At 66.8% G+C, this 17,730-nt stretch carries 16 protein-coding genes and 1 tRNA gene; 11 read left to right on the top strand and 6 right to left on the bottom strand.

Annotation, left to right across the window (positions count from 1 at the left end):
- The first annotated feature begins 502 nt into the window (after positions 1 to 502).
- Positions 503 to 1,540, top strand: a complete 1,038-nt coding sequence (locus QX051_RS07685) for an LLM class flavin-dependent oxidoreductase (RefSeq protein WP_315775661.1) — start codon at positions 503 to 505, stop codon at positions 1,538 to 1,540.
- 100 nt (positions 1,541 to 1,640) lie between these two features.
- Positions 1,641 to 2,120 carry a hypothetical protein gene (locus QX051_RS07690; protein WP_315735111.1) on the top strand — a complete coding sequence of 160 codons (480 nt, stop codon included), beginning with the start codon at positions 1,641 to 1,643 and terminating at the stop codon, positions 2,118 to 2,120.
- A 194-nt stretch (positions 2,121 to 2,314) separates the two neighbouring features.
- Here QX051_RS07690 and QX051_RS07695 read toward each other — a convergent pair whose 3' ends face one another.
- The 3 genes from QX051_RS07695 to QX051_RS07705 form a co-directional block, all read right to left on the bottom strand.
- A complete protein-coding gene (locus QX051_RS07695) occupies positions 2,315 to 4,429 on the bottom strand; it encodes a tetratricopeptide repeat protein (protein WP_315775662.1) in 2,115 nt (704 codons plus the stop codon).
- A gap of 81 nt (positions 4,430 to 4,510) precedes the next feature.
- A complete protein-coding gene (locus QX051_RS07700; protein ID WP_315775663.1) occupies positions 4,511 to 5,203 on the bottom strand; it encodes a flavin reductase family protein in 693 nt (230 codons plus the stop codon).
- A gap of 187 nt (positions 5,204 to 5,390) precedes the next feature.
- Positions 5,391 to 5,467, bottom strand: a tRNA-Arg gene (locus tag QX051_RS07705).
- A 389-nt stretch (positions 5,468 to 5,856) separates the two neighbouring features.
- Between QX051_RS07705 and QX051_RS07710 the strand changes: the two genes are divergently transcribed.
- From QX051_RS07710 to QX051_RS07720, 3 genes are read left to right on the top strand one after another with little or no spacing between them, the layout of a single operon-like run.
- Positions 5,857 to 6,780 (top strand): fused MFS/spermidine synthase, encoded by a 924-nt coding sequence (locus QX051_RS07710; protein ID WP_315775859.1) that lies wholly within the window; start codon positions 5,857 to 5,859, stop codon positions 6,778 to 6,780.
- Positions 6,777 to 7,394, top strand: coding sequence for a fused MFS/spermidine synthase (locus QX051_RS07715; protein WP_315756936.1), 618 nt, complete (start codon positions 6,777 to 6,779; stop codon positions 7,392 to 7,394). Before QX051_RS07710 ends, QX051_RS07715 begins: the two co-directional genes overlap by 4 nt.
- Before the next feature lie 23 nt (positions 7,395 to 7,417).
- On the top strand, positions 7,418 to 8,362 hold the full coding sequence (locus tag QX051_RS07720) for a M28 family peptidase (RefSeq protein ID WP_315775664.1): 945 nt from the start codon (positions 7,418 to 7,420) through the stop codon (positions 8,360 to 8,362).
- Here QX051_RS07720 and QX051_RS07725 read toward each other — a convergent pair.
- Entirely contained in the window at positions 8,350 to 10,521 is a 2,172-nt protein-coding gene (locus tag QX051_RS07725; RefSeq protein ID WP_315775665.1) for an FAD-dependent oxidoreductase, read from the bottom strand. The two genes, QX051_RS07720 and QX051_RS07725, sit on opposite strands and share 13 nt — an antisense overlap.
- 354 nt (positions 10,522 to 10,875) lie before the next feature.
- On the opposite strand from QX051_RS07725, the gene QX051_RS07730 reads away from it, so the two are divergent.
- The 3 genes from QX051_RS07730 to QX051_RS07740 all read left to right on the top strand — a co-directional run bounded on the left by QX051_RS07730 (position 10,876) and on the right by QX051_RS07740 (position 12,594).
- Entirely contained in the window at positions 10,876 to 11,592 is a 717-nt protein-coding gene (locus QX051_RS07730; RefSeq protein ID WP_315775666.1) for a hypothetical protein, read from the top strand.
- 104 nt (positions 11,593 to 11,696) lie between these two features.
- Positions 11,697 to 12,293, top strand: a complete 597-nt coding sequence (locus QX051_RS07735) for a YidB family protein (RefSeq protein WP_315775667.1) — start codon at positions 11,697 to 11,699, stop codon at positions 12,291 to 12,293.
- 34 nt (positions 12,294 to 12,327) lie between these two features.
- Positions 12,328 to 12,594 (top strand): GlsB/YeaQ/YmgE family stress response membrane protein, encoded by a 267-nt coding sequence (locus QX051_RS07740; RefSeq protein WP_315735131.1) that lies wholly within the window; start codon positions 12,328 to 12,330, stop codon positions 12,592 to 12,594.
- 55 nt (positions 12,595 to 12,649) lie between these two features.
- On the opposite strand, the gene QX051_RS07745 is transcribed toward QX051_RS07740, so the two are convergent.
- A complete protein-coding gene (locus QX051_RS07745; protein ID WP_315775668.1) occupies positions 12,650 to 13,429 on the bottom strand; it encodes an SDR family oxidoreductase in 780 nt (259 codons plus the stop codon).
- 233 nt (positions 13,430 to 13,662) lie between these two features.
- Between QX051_RS07745 and QX051_RS07750 the strand changes: the two genes are divergently transcribed.
- The 3 genes from QX051_RS07750 to QX051_RS07760 all read left to right on the top strand — a co-directional run bounded on the left by QX051_RS07750 (position 13,663) and on the right by QX051_RS07760 (position 16,788).
- A complete protein-coding gene (locus QX051_RS07750) occupies positions 13,663 to 14,727 on the top strand; it encodes an acyl-CoA dehydrogenase family protein (RefSeq protein ID WP_315775669.1) in 1,065 nt (354 codons plus the stop codon).
- Positions 14,728 to 14,746: 19 nt separating this feature from the next.
- Positions 14,747 to 15,904: an acyl-CoA dehydrogenase family protein gene (locus QX051_RS07755; RefSeq protein WP_315775670.1), complete on the top strand. Its 1,158-nt coding sequence runs from the start codon at positions 14,747 to 14,749 to the stop codon at positions 15,902 to 15,904.
- 77 nt (positions 15,905 to 15,981) lie between these two features.
- A complete protein-coding gene (locus tag QX051_RS07760; protein WP_315775671.1) occupies positions 15,982 to 16,788 on the top strand; it encodes an enoyl-CoA hydratase/isomerase family protein in 807 nt (268 codons plus the stop codon).
- Between the two features lie 46 nt (positions 16,789 to 16,834).
- Here the strand turns inward: QX051_RS07760 and QX051_RS07765 are convergent, their stop codons facing one another.
- On the bottom strand, positions 16,835 to 17,608 hold the full coding sequence (locus tag QX051_RS07765) for a VOC family protein (protein WP_315775672.1): 774 nt from the start codon (positions 17,606 to 17,608) through the stop codon (positions 16,835 to 16,837).
- Positions 17,609 to 17,730 lie beyond the last annotated feature (122 nt).

Here is a 17,730-nt window from a genome sequence, read left to right on the forward strand (position 1 = left end):
TTGACTGTCCGCAACGGATCGTTCGTCGGCGCGACACCGCGCTGCGACCCGCTACGGCCACCGCATCCCTGCCTCGCGTCTCGTGACGACCGCGCGTACGCCCCTCATCGATGAGGCAGGATGGACGCAGTAGAGCATATTTTCTGGAAAGACGAAAGCAAAATTTTTGTCGGTCGTCCGGTCCGTCTGATCCGCCCGGTATCACGACCACGTCATTCCGGGGCAAGGCCGAGAGGCCTTGAACCCGGAATCTCGATATCGTCTTGCGTCCGTTCTGAACGACTTCGAGATTCCGGGTTCAATCGTCAACACGCAGCCGCTCCGCGCCTGCGCATCGACGATTGCCCCGGAATGACGGAGAATGGCGACGGCCCAACCTTCTCATGATGCGCTCAAGCTCACGGAAACCTTGTGTTTCGCTTTCCTCCGCTTGCAATCCGGCTACGCCCCTTCCAGCTGACGAGCAGAGGCCGTATGACGGCCCGACGCAACGGAATGAGACATGAGCACAGCAATCGAATTCGGCCTGGACACGTTCGGCGACGTCACCCGCAACCCGGAGGGCGCGATGGCCGCCCATGCCCAGGTGATCCGCAACGTCGTCGAGGAGGCGGTGCTGGCCGACCAGCTCGGGCTCGATTTCATCGGGCTCGGCGAGCACCATCGCGGCGATTTCGCGATCTCGGCGCCGGAGGTGGCGTTGGCGGCGATCGCCGCGCGCACCACGAAGATCAAGCTCGGCTCGGCGGTGACGGTGCTGAGCTCGGATGACCCGATCCGCGTGTTCCAGCGCTTCTCGACGCTCGACGCGGTGTCGAACGGCCGCGCCGAGGTCATCCTCGGCCGCGGCTCGTTCACCGAGTCCTTCCCGCTGTTCGGCTTCGATCTGAAGGACTACGAGGCGCTGTTCGAGGAGAAGCTCGATCTGTTCGTCAGCCTGCTGCCGCAGCAGCCGCTGACCTGGCAGGGCCAGTTGCGCCCGCCGCTGAGGGATCAACTGGTCTATCCGCCCGTCGAACATGGGCGGCTGAAGGCCTGGATCGGCGTCGGCGGCAGTCCCGAGTCCGTGGTGCGCGCCGCGCATTACGAGCTGCCGCTGATGCTCGCGATCATCGGCGGCGACCCGAAACGGTTCGCGCCCTATGTCGAGCTGTACCATCGCGCGCTCAAGCAGTTCGGCCGCGAGACGAAGCCGATCGGCGTGCATTCGCCGGGCTATGTCGCCGACACCGACGAATTGGCGCGCGAGGAGCTGTGGCCGGACTACAAGACCATGCGCGACCGCATCGGCCGCGAGCGCGGCTGGCCGCCGATGGGCCGCGACGAGTTCGTCCAGGAGGCCGATCGCGGCTCGCTCTATGTCGGCTCGCCGGAGACCGTGGCGCAGAAGATCGCCGCGACGATCAAGGCGCTCGGCCTGTCGCGGTTTCAGCTGAAATACTCAGCCGGTCCGCTGCCGCATGCGAAACTGATGCGGAGCATCGAGCTGTATGGGCGGGTGGTGGTGCCGAGGGTGAGGGAGTTGCTGGAGGAGGGTTAAGATATCCTGCGGAGAAGGACGAGCGCGAGACCACGCACAACCGTTCTGAGTGAGCCCAGCGTTAGAATTTGTCCACCGGCAGATGTGCAGAGGTGCAGGTTTGATCAGTGACGATATTCATATTCTGCAGACGTTTCGCGAGCCGCTGATCGGTCTGCCCCTGTCTCATCTCTGGCGTGGCGCCGGATCGGCTATTTTTTTGGAGTTCGGACGGCTGACAGAACGTACGTATCTCCGTCGGGACGGGACCTCCCCCAATCCGCTTGGCGAATTCGGACTGATGATCCAGTGGAGCTGGCGCATCGAAGACAAGAAGTCGATCATGTGCGGAAGTTGGAGCGAGGAGCCGTTGTGGGAGCCAACGTTTGATCGCATTCGTAAGAAGGCTGTTTCGGACCTATCTATTTTCGGTCGGTTGCCTGAAATCGTCGTGGCTCTGTCGGATGATCTTTACGTCTCGTCATTCATGACCGCTGAAGGCGATCCACAATGGACACTCTTCGACAGACGGAACGTGGGCTTGAGGACGTTAAGCGTCGAGCGAGCGCGCCTAAAGCTGGATGTTGATCCGGCTCCTTGAGTTTCTTTGCGCGCGCGACACCCACTGCTGTCGTCCCGGCCTCCGAGCCGGGACCCATAACCCCATCTGGTTATTTGTTGCACGCGTCGCCACCATCGCGCGCCACCGAGAGATCACGCGGTATGGGTCCCGGGTCTACGCCCGGGACGACAGCGGAGAGGTGGACAGAGCACCCTCCACAACGCAGCGCTCCGTCAGGATGCGTCGAACAAGTCAGGCAGCAGCAACTCCCGCTCCCCCGCCGCAACACGCGCCAGCTCTGCTGCCGCCCACGCCAGCACGCCATCCCACGCCATCGGCTGCCCCTGCCTGAACAACCGCATGGTCGGATACCACGGGGTGTCGGCGCGGTCGCGCAGCCAGCGCCAGTCGAGCGCATAGGGCAAGAGCACCCAGACCGGGCGGCCGAGCGCGCCGGCGAGATGCGCCACCGACGTGTCGACGGAGATGACGAGGTCGAGCGCGGCAACGGCGGCCGCGGTCTCGGCGAAGTCGCTCAGCAGCGGCGCGAGATCGATGACGTCGGCGCCAAGCTCGGCGAGCCCTAGCGCATCGTCCGGCCGCGGCTCCTTCTGCAAGGAATAAAGCTGCACGCCCGGCATCACCAGCCGCGGCAGCACCGCCTGCGCGGTGAGCGAGCGCTGGCGGTCGCCCTTGTGCCTGGGATTGCCGGCCCAGACCACGCCGACCTTCAATGACGGCGCGCGCCCGAGCACGTTGCGCCACGCGGCCACCTTGATCGGATCGGTGGCAAGATAAGGCACCTCGACCGGAATCGTCTCCAGCGTGGTGCCGAAGATGCGCGGCAGATCCATCAGCGGCGCCTGCAGGTCGAATGGCGGCAGCGGCGCGCCGCGCGGCACCACGGTCACGCCCTCCAGACAGCGCAGCAGCGGCGCGATCGCCGGCTGCACCTGCAGCACGATATTGCCGCCCATCGTCTTGACGCGATCCACATAGCGCACGAATTGCAGCGCATCGCCGATGCCGTATTCGGCGAACAGCAGCAACGTGCGTCCCTCAAGCGGCTCACCCTGCCATTCCGGCGCGTCGAAGCGCGGCATGCCCGCGGAGAGATCAGGACAGTCACGGCCCCAGCGATGCTCGGCGAAGCCGTTCACGAGGTCGCCGCACATCAGCAGGAAATGCGCGTGATTGTAGCGCGCGAGCGCGTTGTCGGGCGCGAGCGAAATCGCGTGATGCGAGGCCGCCAGCGCGGCGTCGATGTCGCCGGCATTACGCAGCGCCACCGCGAGATTGGCGTAGCCCTTGGCATAGGCCGGATCAGCGGCGACGGCGCGGCGATGCGCCGCGACGGCATCATCGATCTCGCCGCGCAGCTCATGGATGATGCCGAGATTGGTATGCGCCGGGGCGTGATCGGGCTGCAGCGCCAGCGCGTGCTCGCAGGCTGCGATGGCGGCGTCGAGCTGTCCTGTCCCGCACAGGCAGGCGGCGAGATTGCTGAGCACGACCACATCGGTGGGATCGAGCGCCGCGGCGCGGCGATAGGCCTCGACGGCCTCGGCGGGGCGGCCGGCCTCGTGCAGCGCGTGCCCCAGCAATCGCGCGGCCTTGGCATCGCCCGGCGCAAGATCGCCGGCGCGGCGGTAATGGATCGCGGCGTCAGCGTAGGCGCGCTGCTTGTAGAGCACGTCGCCGAGGGCGAGGTGGAGGCCAGCATCGGCCGGCTGCGCCGCCAGCGCATGCAGATAGGCCGGCACGGCCTCGTCATATCTGGCCTGGTCGGCGAGCACATGCGCCAGCGCCCGCCATGCACCGGGATAGGAGGGCTCGCGCTCGAGCAGCTCGCGATAGGCCGCTTCCGCCTCGGCAAGCCGCCCCTGCCGGTTGAAGGCGAGCGCGAGATTCCAGCGCGCGCGCAACAGCGCCGGATCGAGCGCCAGCGCGTGGCGATAGGCGGCTTCGGCCTCGGTAAAGCGGGCGAGCTCCAGCAGCGCGCTGCCGAGCTTGCTGTAGATGGCGGCATCGTGCGGTCTCAACGCTGCGGCGCGCGCAAAGGCGTCGGCAGCGCCGTCGCGCTCACCTTTCACCGCCAGCGCGTCGCCGAGCGTCACATAGGCCGGCGCATGGTTGGGATCGCGTGCGAACACGCACGCCAGCAGCTCCGCGCCGTCTGCCATGCGGCCATCGGCGAAGGCGAGGATCGCGGACAGATGCAGCGCCGGCAGATGATCCGGCACCGCCTGGAGGATGTCGCTGCACAGTGCCTTGGCCGGACCGGCACGCCCCGCATTGTAATGATCAGCCGCCTCGATCAGCAGCTGGTCGACAGCCACAGCCCCCATGATGTCCCCACCTCTCGCACTCGAATGCAAGCTTCAACGTGCGGCCGGGCGATTCCAGGCGAGACTCGGGGCCGAGCCGGCTCAGCCTGCCGCCACCTCCATCCGCATGGCCGCCTTGCGGGCGCGCTCGACGTCGGGCGTGCGATAGGCCGCCTCCGGAATGGTGCCCAGCCGCGAATCGTGAAGGCGCGCGCCCAGGCCATAGAACTGCTGGAAGCTCATGATCAGCGGCCGCCATTTGTCCGGGTCGATACGGTCACGCGTGCCGTCCATCAGGATGGCCTCGTCGACATGGATCCGCTGCACCCGCACCTCGAAGCACTGGATGTGCCCCCTCAGGATCGCGTCGTCGTCGGCGATGCCATGCACCGACTCGATGCGCGCTTCGAGCTGGACCGCGCATTCGGCGACGCGCGGGGCCGCAACGGTCTCCGACGCCGTTGCGGTCAGCCCGGCGGCGGCGAACTTGTCGGACACGTGGCGATAGCCCTTGCGCTGCTTCATCGCCGGCACCGGGTCCGATCCCGTGGTCTGCGCCAGGCGATCGACGGCGGCGACGAGATCGACCGACGGCAGGTTCAGCACGCACTCGCCGGTGCGGCGCATGTTCTGCGGCGTCTTCGATCCGGCGGCGAGGCCCAGCATGCAGCGCCAGCCGAGCCAGAACGCCGACGACATCGGCGCGAGATTGAAGCCGCCGTTCTCATTGACCGTGCTGATGAGGACGACCGGCGTCCCAAAATAGAGGATGCCCGGCTCGATGGTCGTATGCATGGAAAGCTCTCCAGGGTGATGCATCTCGGCGGCGATTGCGCGCCGCACGGACGGGGCTCAGGCCGCCGTCTCACCCGGAGAAGTTCCTCAATGGCGACGACGCGCTCCACCCGATTCCCGAACGGGCCGGATCACGCGTGCGCCGGGCTTGATCTGGAGAGGTCTGCGCGCGCAAGGCTGCGGCAGTTGGCGATCCCGGCATGACTCGAACATGCGACCTACGGTTTAGGAAACCGCCGCTCTATCCAGCTGAGCTACGGGACCGGAGCCTGCACCGAAGTGCACCTGCTTCGCCGCCTCCATAGCAGACCCGGCCACCGACCGGAAGCCTCTCCGGTCGTCGCCTGAACCGGACGGCCGGCCGTGGCACAACGACGCTCGGGTCCGTTGATGGGAAGACGGTGGGAACGCGGCCGCGTGATCCCGGTTGAGGCGGGGCGCCTACCGATCACAGGCCCGTAGGGAGGGGTGGTTTGACTATCCGGAAGGCAGCCGATGGTCTAAGAGAACGGCGCCGATCCGGACCCCAGCCTTGGGATCGCCGTATTGGTCGTGCCTGAGCGCGTCACGTGGCCGGGCCAGCCGTCCGGCGCGACGAGATCCGCTTCATCCAGCGCGCCTGCCCATTTCAGCCGAGGGAAACAGACAAGTCGATGCTCATCCGGTCGGTCATTTCAGGCGCGCTCGCAGCTCTGCTCTCCGTCGCCGCCGCAAGCGCGCAGGATACCCGCCATCTGCTGGAGTCCAAGGAGTCGCTCTACAACAACATCTATGTCTATGAGCAGGCGCCCTACCGCAGCATGACCTTCGGTCACAACCGGCGCATCTATACCGAGAGCGTCTACAACACCCGCGACGAGCTCGATCTGCCGGTCGACTATACCCGCTTCATGACCGCGAGCGTGATGTACGCCAAGGACGTCCGCTCGATCCTGGAGATCGGCTTCGGCGGCGGCCGCACCGCCTGGTACCTGCACCGCTCCCTGCCCAAGGTGCAGGTGACCTCGGTCGAGCTCGATCCGACCGTGCTGGAGCTCGCCAAGAAATATTTCGGCATCAAGGAGGAGCCGAACTTCCACGTCGCCAACCGCGACGGACGGCTGTTCGTGCAGGAATCCAAGGAGCGGTACGACGTCATCCTGATCGACGCCTATCGTGGGCCGTTCGTGCCGTTCCATCTGCTGACCAAGGAATTCTACCAGCTCGTCAAGGACCATCTCGCCGAGGGCGGCGTGGTGGCGCAGAACGTCGAGCCATCGACGATGCTGTTCGACGCCGCGGTCAAGACCATTCACAGCGTGTTCCCGCAGGTCGACTTCTACGAGGCCGGCGGCAACATCGTGATGGTCGGCTATCTCGGCGACGAGCGGAAGCCCGAGGATCTCGCCGCCATCGCGCAGGAGCGCGACAAGGAGTTCGGCTTCCGCTACAATCTCGCCGAGATGCTGGCGCAGCGCAAGCGCATCGACATCGACGGCGGCCAAGTGATCGATGCGAACGCCAAGGTGCTGACGGACGACTTCGCGCCGGTCGAGGCGCTGAAGAGCATCGAGCGCCACAACAGGAAGCTGCCGTGAGCGCGCCGGTGTCACGCTCGGGCCTGCTGGCGATCTATCTCTGCTCGTTCCTGGTCGGCTGCGTGCTGATGGGCTTTGAGATGCTCGGCAGCCGCTATCTCAACCCGTATTTCGGCAGCGGCATCGGCGCCTGGGCCAGCCTGATCTCGACGGTGCTGTGCGCGCTCGCGATCGGCTATTTCGCCGGCAGCGCCATCGTCGACCGGCAGCCGACGACGCGCACCATCGGCACCATGATCCTGATCGCCGCCGCCTACATGGCGCTCGTGCCGGCGACGGCCGACATCGTCATGGCCGACATCCTCGACACGGTCGGCGACGGTCCGGCGGCCACGCTGATGGCCTCGACCGCGCTGCTGCTGGTGCCGCTGACCCTGCTCGGCACCTTCTCCCCGATCGCCGTCAGCCTGTTGACGCGCTCGGCCGACGAGGCCGGCCGCGTCGCCGGACTGGTCTACGGCGTCTCGACCATCGGCAACGTCGTCGGCACGCTGGTCACGACCTTCGCGCTGATCCCGACGATCGGCTCGCGCGCGATCACCTATTATTTCGCGGTGGCGCTGGCTGGCTGCGCCGGCATCCTGTTCATTCCATTCGGCAAGAAGACGTCCTGATTTTCATTTTGAAGAGCTTCTCGATGACTGAGTTCTGGCCTCGCCTGACCGCTACGGTGGCAATGGCGGCATTGCTGTTTGCATCCCCCGCGGCACGCGCCGCAGAGGCGCAGATCGAGCTCTGGGACGGGCAGCGCGCGATGGCCCATATCGCGGACCTGCTGAAATTCACGCCGCGCTCGATGGGCGAGCCGGGCCATCAGAAGACCATCGACTACATCAAGGCGGCGATGGCCAAGAGCGCGGCGGACGCGGTGCTGACGCAGAGCTTCACCGCCAAGGGCGACGACGGCAAGACGATCCCGCTGACCAACATCATCGCCCGCTTCCAGGTGCAGAACCCGCGCCGCATCATCGTCGCCACGCATTACGACAGCATCGTCAAGGCCTATCGCGATCCCAAATCGCCGGATGCGCCGATGCCGGGCGCCAACAATTCGGCCTCCGCCGTGGCGCTGGTGCTGGAGACCGCGCGCGTGCTGTCGCTGTCGCCGAAGCCCGAGATCGGCATCGACCTGATCTTCTTCGACGGCGAGGAGGGGCCGAAATCGCTCGGCGCCGGCGATCCGACCTGGCGTCCGCTGGGCTCGCCGCATTTCGCGGCCAATCTGAAGACCTATTATCCGGCGCACAAGCCGGAGAAGGCGGTCGATTTCGACATGGTCTGCGACAAGGATCTCAAGCTGCAGCCGGAGCCCTCGTCGCTCGGCTCGGCGCTGCCGGAGGTCAAGAAGTTCTGGAGCATCGGCAGCCGTATCGCGCCACAGGCCTTCTCGCCGGAGCCCACGGCGTATCCGATCAGCGACGACCACACGGCGCTGCAGCAGGCCGGGATTCCGAGCTTCCTCGTCATCGACTTCGACTACGAGCCGTATTTCAACACCACGCAGGATACGATCGAGCAGTGCTCGGCGCAGAGCCTGGAGACCGTCGGCCGCACCCTGCTGCGCTACCTCTATACGCCTTGATGCGCTGCAGCCGGCACCGGCCGCTCGCTTACGCCGCCCGTGACGGCTGCTCCCTGACGGCCCCCCGACGCGGCAGGTGACACGCGCGCCAGCAGGCCCGGCAGCAGGGCCTCCGCGGCCTCGGCGCCCGAGATCACCACGGCCTCCACCCCCGCTCCGGCATTGCCGCCGCCGGCGATGACGAGGTTGCGCAGCGGAGCCTTGGCGCCCTTCAGCCGTCCCGACCCGGCCACGCCATAGATCGCGCCGGCGCTGGCGAGGTCGTAGCGCGCATAGGTCACGGGGCTGGCGTCGGTGCGGTAGACGATATGCTGCGCCAGGCCGGGAATGATGGTCTCGGCGGCCGCAACCATGGCATCGCCGAGCTGCTGCTTGCGCGCCTCGTAGTCCGGCGAGCGCCGCCACGCCTTCCAGTCGTCGCCGCCCTCGCCCGGAAACCAGCCCTTGGCCTGCTCGTGAGGAACGAGGGTGATGATCGTCATCGTCGCATGTCCGTCAGGCGCCGCCGACGGATCGAGCTTGGACATCACCGCGAGGCCGATCCCCATCGGCGAGTCGAGATGCGTGGTGGGCGCGATGTCGGGCACCATGTCGAGGCCGAGATGCACCGAGAAGCACGACGTCGCCGGCGCGAGGGTGCGGGCACGCTCACGAAAGACGGCGGGCAGATCGTCGGGCCTCAGAAGCTCGGTCAAGGTGCGGCCGAGATCGGCATTCGAGACCACCGCCTGCGCGCGAACCGTGCGGCCATTGCCGAGCACGACACCCACGGCGCGGCCCTCCTCGACCAGGATGCGCGTGACCTTGGATTTCAGATGCACCTCGCCGCCGCGTGCGGTGATGGCCTCGGCCAGCACGTCCGAGAGGTGGCCGGAGCCGCCGACCGGATAAAAGCCGCCCTTGAAATAGTAGCCGAAGATCGGGACCATCTGGGCGCAGCTCAGCTTCTCGCTGCCGTCGCCGAGATAGCCCGACAGCGCATTGAGATAGGCGATCAGCTCGGGATCGGAGACATGGGCGGCGACCAGCTCGTCAAACGGGCGGTTCATCCAGCGGTACGCCTGCGGATGCTTGCGCGGGAAGGCCAGCATCTCCTCCAATGTGGCCGGCATGCCGGGAATGCCGCTGCGGCCCTGCCCCGTCGCATACATGCTCTCGAAGATGGCATGGATGGTGTCGAACAGCCGGGTCAGCCCATCCGCGCTGGCGGGAAACATCTCGCAGAGCAGTCGGACATAGGCGCGCCAGTCCTCGGGCACGTCGATGCGGCGGCCGGCGAGACGGTAGGAGTGGATGACCCGCTTCCACTGGATGCGGTCGGCGACGCCGAGCCGGCGCAGCACGCTGTCGACCGGCCCGCCGGGCCAGACGCCGGAGAAATCGTGCGGCCCGGCATCGAAGCGATACAGCACCGGCTTGTTGTCGTGGTGGGCCTTGCGCAGATAAGTGTGGCAGAAGCCGCCGGGCACGACGTGGTGGTCGAACACCTTCACCTTCAGCCCGGACTCCGCGAGCAGGGCTGCCGCCGTCAGCCCGCCGATGCCCGCGCCGATCACCGCGACGTCGCACTCGGTGTCGGCCGCTTGGGTGAAGCTCGGCGCCGGCCATTGGCACTCCTCGCGCGCGGCCCGCATGCGCAGCAAGGCCTGGCGAATCGCGAAGTGCGGGCCGAAGATCGAGATCAGCGCGCCGCCGACGACGATCATCGTCGTGATCCAGGAGGCGACGCCGGCCCAGCGGCACAGGCCGAGCACGAGGAACAGGACGCCCCAGAGCCCGGTCATCATCATGTTGATCAGGTGGAACTGGGGCGTCGCGGCGCTGTCGGCATAGGCCGACCGGGAATAGTCCGCTGTCCAGGGACGGCCGACGGCGAGCGAAGCGAAGCTGATGAGGCCGAGCGCTGCGAAGGACAGCCACAGCGCATTGCCGGCCGTCCAATTCGGCGCGACGTCGTTGGCAATCGCCAGCACGACGAACAGCGCGAGGCTTCCCAGTTCCAGCAGCGCGAGCTGGCCCCGGGAGGCGCGCCAGACATTGGCGGCCAGCGCCAGGCCCAGCGCGGACCACACCGCCCATGCCGGCTGGTGCCAGGCCAGTAGCGCCCAGAACACGACGAACGGCAGCAGCGCCAGCTTGACCGTGAGGAACACTTTCATGGCAGCCTCCTCCGCGCCGGACGCGCGCAGTTTATCTTTCCATTGTCAAGATATTCATAGGAGCGCTCGCCCGGTTCCGTCAACACCAATCTTTCCAATGTCAAGATTAGTTTTGTCAACTACGGCGGGATGAAAATGGTGGAAAGATGCTGCGTATCGTTCCGGCGCCACAGCAAGGTGCGATTCACGAGCGGCACCGCCGTCAATGCCGACCCGACTGTGGCAACCAGATCACGGAACCACGGCAAATAAAGAAGAAAGTCGCAAATTACGCAGCATTGGAGTCACACCTCGCCGCAAAATGGCGACAATCTCCCGTCATCTGAGGCGGGGAGCCGCTGAGGATTGCCGTTCGTGTACCCACCCCGCCTGCCAGTACTGATCTTTGCAGCGATCACCTGCCTGCCCGCCGTGCAACCTCCACGCGCGCACGCAGAGTGGTGGAGCCGCTCCCCGACTGATTTCGAGGAATGCGCCGACGCCGCCGAGAAGTCGGCCTCCAAGGAGGAGAAGACGGCGGCGCTGGCGCAGTGCAACGCTAAATTTGCCGGGAGACGGAAGCCGGGCGGCGGCTATGTCTATTACGACTTCATGCAGGACCGCAGCTTCGACATCGCCGGTCCCAATCCCACGGCCGAAGAGCAGAAGTTCATCGACCAGCAGTATACGCAATACCTCGAGCGCCAGCGCCACGCCAACATGAGTTCGGCGATGATGTCGCGGCCGCAAACGCAGGACCTCCAGCCCTCGCTCCGGGACATGACGGCGCGGGCCGCGATCGAGCCGCCGAAGCCGGCCATGCCGGCGCCGCCGCCGCAACGGCCGAGCAAGCCGCCGGCCGCGACCGCGCAGGGGGGATTGCCACCGCCGGCGTCGAACGTGGAGGCACGCGCCCGCATCAAGGCGGCGCAATGTGCCAAGGACGGCTGGCGGCGCGATTCGTTCTCGTGCAACTTTCCGGTCCTGTCCGAGAAGCTCGACGAACTGAAGCGGATGTTCACCGGCCCGAGCCAGACCGCGGCCGCGCCGCCCGGGGCCAAGGCGCCGAAACGGGCCGAAGCCAGGAACTGAGCCGCGCGCGACACGTTCCCCCTGTGCGACCATTCTGCACGCGGCTTGTAACGCCGCGTGCAAGCCCATAGGTTTTGTCGGCGTGGGGCGCAGGAGGCAGGGTCATGGGTCTACTTGATATCCTCAACGGCATGCAGAACGGCCCGAACGGGCCGAGTCATCCGACCACGCAGAAGAGCGGCGGCATGTCGCCGATGACGATGGCGATCCTCGCTTTGCTGGCGTGGAAAGCGGTGAAGCATTTCTCGCAGAATGGGCAGCAGCCGAACGCGGCGCCAGCGCCGGTCCCGCCGCCCCAGCCGACCGGGAATCAAGGTGGACCGCTCGGCGGTGCGCTTGGTGGCGGATTGAGTGGCGGCCTCGGCAACATCATCGCCGGCGGCCTGGGCGGCCTGCTGGCGGGCGGTGCCGCCGGCAGCGTGCTGTCGGGCGGGCTCGGCGATCTCCTGCGCCAGTTCCAGGACAAGGGCCATGGCGACACCGCGAACTCCTGGGTCTCCCCCGGCGAGAACAAGCCGATCTCGCCCGGCGATCTCGCCAATGCGCTCGGCGCCGATCAGATCGATCAGCTCACCGCGCAGAGCGGGCTGTCGCGCGACGAGCTGTTGAACGGGCTGAGCCAGTACCTGCCGAAGGTGATCGATCAGCTCACGCCGGACGGGCGGCTGCCGACCGAGCACGAATTGGCGGGCCGGATCTGACGCTCCGCGATCGCTGACGGGAAGGACGACACTCATGCTGCACATTCTGATCGTCGGGCTGGTCGCCGGCTTCCTGGCGCGGCTTCTATCGCCGGGTCCCAACAATCCCTCCGGCTTCATCCTGACCATCGTGCTCGGAATCCTCGGCGCGTTCCTCGCCACCGCCATCGGGCAGGCCATCGGCCGCTACGGCCCCGACCAGGGCGCGGGCTACGTGACCGCGACCCTCGGCGCGGTCGTGGTGCTATTCATCTGGAACAGGCTGGTCGCCAGCGGCACGATCCGCGATTTCAATCGGTAACCGCCTCACGCCACGTCATTGCGAGCGACCACAGCGGCCGCTCGCCATGACCATTTCACCCCAACAGATGCATCCCCGCATCCATGCGCACGACCTCGCCGGTCATGTGGCCTGACGCCGGACTCGCCAGGAACGCCACGAGCTGCGCGATATCCTCAGCGGATGAAGCCGCGCGCAGCGGCACCCGCGCCACCACGGCATCGCGCACCTGCTTGGCGCCGGCCTCGCCGCGGCCCTTGGTGAACCAGGGCGTATCGATATAGCCGGGGCAGACGGTGTTGACGCGGATCGCGGGTGCCAGGGCGCGAGCCAGCGACAGCGTCATCGTGTTGAGCGCGCCCTTGCTGGCGGCGTAGGCGACCGACGAGCCGACGCCGCTGATGCCGGCCACCGACGAGACGTTGACGACCGCGGACGCACGCGCCGTCGCCTTGGCCGCCGCTTCGAGCAGCGGCCGCGCGGCGCGCACCATCTGGAAGGGGCCGATGGTGTTGACCGCGAAGATGCGTTGGAAATCCTCGGCCGAAAGACCGTCGAGCTGATCGTGCGGTACGTGCTTGGTGGTGCCGGCATTGTTGACGAGCGCATCCAGCCGGCCCCAGTCCGCAGCGGCGGCGACGATCTTGCGGCAATCCTCGTCGCGCGACACGTCGCCTTGGATGACGACGACCTCGGCACCTTCCTTGCGGCAGAGATCGGCGGTCTGCTCGGCCTCACTCTTGCTGTTCGAATAGTTCACGACGATGCGCATGCCGGCCTTCGCCAGCAGCAACGCGGTCGCGGCTCCGAGACCGGACGCCGAACCCGTCACGATCGCGCACAGACCTTCAGCCATTCCGCACCTCCCTGTTTGCTTTGCTTCTTCTTAGCCAACATCGCTGCATCTGCAAAATCGGCACAATCTCCGCAGCGCGGAAATCGCTCGCCTCCATGCGGCGAGCGGACGGGGCCCTGCAGCGGGCTACGCTTGTCAGGACCGTCGCTTGCGCTCATCATGCCGGCAAAACATCGCCGGCGCGCGCAGGACATGGCGCGCCGAGACCGACGACAACGAGGGCGAGGAGCGCTGTGGCGGAAGCCGAGAACATCGTCGTTGCGACCGCGGAAAAGATCTTCGCCGATCTCGCCGACCCGCAGACGATCAATCACGACAAGGACGGCCGCTGGACGGCGCCGCTGTGGCGGGCGCTGAGCGAGGCCGGCCTGCCGCTCGCCTGGGTGGGCGAGGAGTTCGGCGGCGCCGGCACTGACCTCGCCGACGGCTTTGAGATCATCAATGCCGCCGGCCGTTTTGCGATTGCGGTGCCGCTGGCCGAGACGCTGCTCGCGGGCTGGCTGCTGCAGCAAGGCGGCATTGCCTCGCCCGGCGGCGCCATGACGATCGCGCCGGCTCATCCGAGAGACCGGATCACGCTCGACACCGACGGCACATTGTCCGGCCGCGCCCGCGGCGTGCCGTTCGCCAGGACGGCGCAGCATGTTGCCGTGCTTGCCCACGGCGGAGACGGCGTGTCGATCGCGCTGGTCGAGACCGCGCGCCTGCGCATCGAGGCGGGCCTCAACCTCGCCAACGATCCCAGCGACACGGTGACGTTCGACAAGATTACGCCGCTGGCATGCCGAGCGGCACCGGCGGGCTTCGACGCCACGACCTTGATGCTGATGGGCGGCGTCGCCCGCGGACTGCAGATCGCCGGCGCGCTGGATCGGCTGCTCGCGATCAGCGTGAACTATGCGGGTGAGCGCGTGGCCTTCGAGAAGCCGATCGGCAAATTCCAGGCGGTGCAGCACAACCTGGCACGGCTGGCCGGTGAGAGCGCCGCCGCGAGCGCGGCCGCGACATCGGCCGCGGATGTGATCGCGCGGGCCACCGCATTCGACGAGGCGGTGTTTCTCGAAGCCGCCGCGGCCAAGATCCGCTGCGCCGAGGCCGCCGAGAAGGGCGCGGCGATCGCGCATCAGGTCCACGGCGCGATCGGCTTCACCACCGAGCACATCCTGCATCGCTTCTCGCTGCGCGCGCTCGCCTGGCGCGACGATTTCGGCTCCGAGAGTCATTGGGCCGTCGAGCTCGGCAGGCGCGTCGCTGCGCGCGGCGCCGATGAGCTGTGGCCGCTGGTCGCCTCGCGCTGACCACGAAGAGGATTGTTGCATGAGCGCACTTCGTTTCGATCCGATCCGGCTGCCGAGGGAATGCGAGGAGCTGCGCAAGGAGGTGCGCGCCTTCCTCGCTGACGAGATCGCGGCCGGCACTTTCAACCCATACCAGCCCAAGCGCGAGGATGCCGACGCGCGCGAGTTTGCAGCCCGCGTCGGCGCGCGCGGCTGGATCGGCATGACCTGGCCGAAGCAATATGGCGGCCACGAGCGCTCGTTCCTGGAGCGCTACGTCGTGACCGAGGAGATGCGCGTCGCCAACGCGCCCGTCAGGCGCTTCTTCGTCGCCGACCGGCAGAGCGGCCCGATCCTGCTGCGCTACGCACCCGAGCATATCAAGATGGACATCCTGCCGCGCATCTGCCGCGGCGAGCTGTGCTTCGCGATCGGCATGAGCGAGCCGAACTCGGGATCCGACCTGTTCGCCGCCAAGACGCGCGCGACGAAGACCGAGGGCGGTTGGCTAATCAACGGCTCGAAGATCTGGACGACGTCGGCGCACATGGCCGATTACATGATCGCGATCTTCCGCACCTCGCCGTCGACCAAGGAGAACAGGCGTCATGGCTTGACGCAGTTCCTGGTGAACATGAAATCGCCCGGCATCAAGGTGAATCCGATTGGCCAGATCACCGGGCAGAAGGAGTTCAACGAGGTCGTCTTCACCGACGCCTTCGTGCCGGACGATCATCAGCTCGGCGAGATCGACGGCGCCTGGAAGCAGGCCACCTCCGAGCTCGCCTATGAGCGCTCGGGGCCGGAGCGTTTCCTCGAAACCTATTACGTGCTGACCGAGCTGGTGCGCGCGGTCGGTCCCGATCCGGACACGCGCAGCGCCGAGGGCATCGGCCGGCTGGTAGCGCAGCTGCATGCGATGCGGCGGATGTCGGTGTCGGTGGCCGGCATGCTGCAGGCCGGCAAGGAGCCGGTGGTCGAGGCCTCGATCGTCAAGGACGTCGGCACGGTATGGGAGCAGCAGCTGCCGCACCGCGTCCGCGACCTCGCCGCCTTCGTTGAGGAGAACGCAGGAAATCGCGAGACCTTGGAGAACCAGCTGACATTTGCGATGCAGACCGCGCCGAAGCTGACGATCCAGGGCGGCACCACCGAGGTGCTGCGCGGCATCATCGCCCGCGGGCTGGGACTGAGGTGAGGCAGACAGCATTCCGGCGGTCGCGAACTGATAGCGCTGGCAATGACGCTCGGAAAGCAGAATCGGAGACCACAACCATGACCCACTTTCCTGACATCGGGGTCGAGATCCACGGCCATGTCGGCCTGATCGAGATTCGCCGGCCGCCGCTCAACTTCTTCGACATTTCGCTGATCAACCAGATCGCCGACGCGCTCGAAGGCTTCGACCGCGACATCGAGATCCGCGCTTCGGTGCTGGCGGCGCAGGGCAAGGCGTTCTGCGCCGGCGCCAACTTCACCGATCCGGCACGCCAGGCGCAGGAAGCGGCCGGCGCAAAAGGCGATCCGGCCGACAGCCTCGGGGCGATCAACCATCTCTACATGCAGGCCGTGCGGATTTTCCGCTGCAGGAAACCGGTCGTCGCCGCCGTGCACGGCGCCGCCATCGGTGGCGGGCTCGGCCTCGCCGTCTCGGCCGACTTCCGCGTCACCTGTCCGGAAGCGCGCTTCTCCGCCAATTTCACCAAGCTCGGCTTCCATCCCGGCTTCGGGCTGACGGTGACGCTGCCCGAGCTGATCGGCAAGAACAACGCCGAGCTGATGTTCTACACCAGCCGCCGTGTCACCGGCGAAGAGGCGCTGAAGATGGGGCTCGCCAATGAATGCGTGCCGCAGGACCAGGTGCGGACAGCAGCGATGAAGCTCGCCGCCGAGATCGCCGAATGCTCGCCGCTCGGCCTGCTGTCGACCCGCGCGACGATGCGCGCCAGCCTCGCCGACCGTGTGATGGCAGCAACCGAGCACGAGCTCGCCGAACAGACCCGGCTGCGCGCGACCGAGGATTTCAAGGAAGGCGTCAAGGCAACGGAGGAGCGGCGCTTCGCGAACTTCAAGGGGCGGTGACGAGCCTCGAGCTTCCAACGTCGTCATGGCCGGGCATGACGAGCAACTAACTGGCGACCGCCCCCTGCAACGCGAAGGCAACGCCGCCAATCGTGAAACAACCGCCTGAAACCGCATAGCCACGGGCGCGCGCGGCGTCGGTCACACGTGCAGCATCGGCGACGCGGAACGTCAGGCCGCTCATGAGTTCGCGCTCGCCGGGTTCGACACGGATACGGGCGTTCGGCAAGTACAACTGCTCAACACCATCGCTGCCGGCCGCCGGCACCACGTCGAGAATCCGCCCCCAATGCGCGGCGAGCGAGGTCGGCTCGGGGCTCCGCAGCACCACCTCGGTCATCGCCGTCGTCACGTCGCTGCGGATTGCGCGCGTCCAATCCGGCCCGGCGGGCGGATAGGCGCCAAGCACATCGTCGCTGCCCTCGGTGTGATTGAGCTCGATGAAGGCGGCGCGGCAGTCACGCGGATGCAGTTGCACGCCGTGATAGGGCGGATGATCGATCACGTTGGCGGTCCGCACACCCATCTCGTTGGCGCGGGCGGCGCGGCCATCGGGATCATCGCAGGAAAAGATCGCCATGTAGCCGCCGCGGCCGCCGGTCTTGTCGAGGAAGCGTCCCGCCGCGGTGTCATCGCGGGTCGGCGCAATCACCTCGAGCAGGATCGGCCCGACCGGCAGCAGCGCATTCTCCAGCCCGTATTTGGCGACATGCGGATCGCGATAGCAGACCTCCAGCCCCATGATCGCGGCGATGTCCGAGACCACCGGCTCGAGCCGGGGCGCGACCAGGCAGATCTGACGGAGGTGGAGGTAAGCCATCGCAGCCCTCTTTGAGGAATCACGTGTTCACACAGGCCCGCGGCGTCATTGCGAGCGACGCGACGCAATCCAGAGCTCAGGCCATGACCCTGGATTGCGTCGCTTCGCTCGCAATGACGGAG

Origin of the sequence: Bradyrhizobium sp. SZCCHNR1053 (assembly GCF_032381235.1) — a bacterium.
In the GTDB taxonomy this organism is placed as follows: Bacteria; Pseudomonadota; Alphaproteobacteria; order Rhizobiales; family Xanthobacteraceae; genus Bradyrhizobium.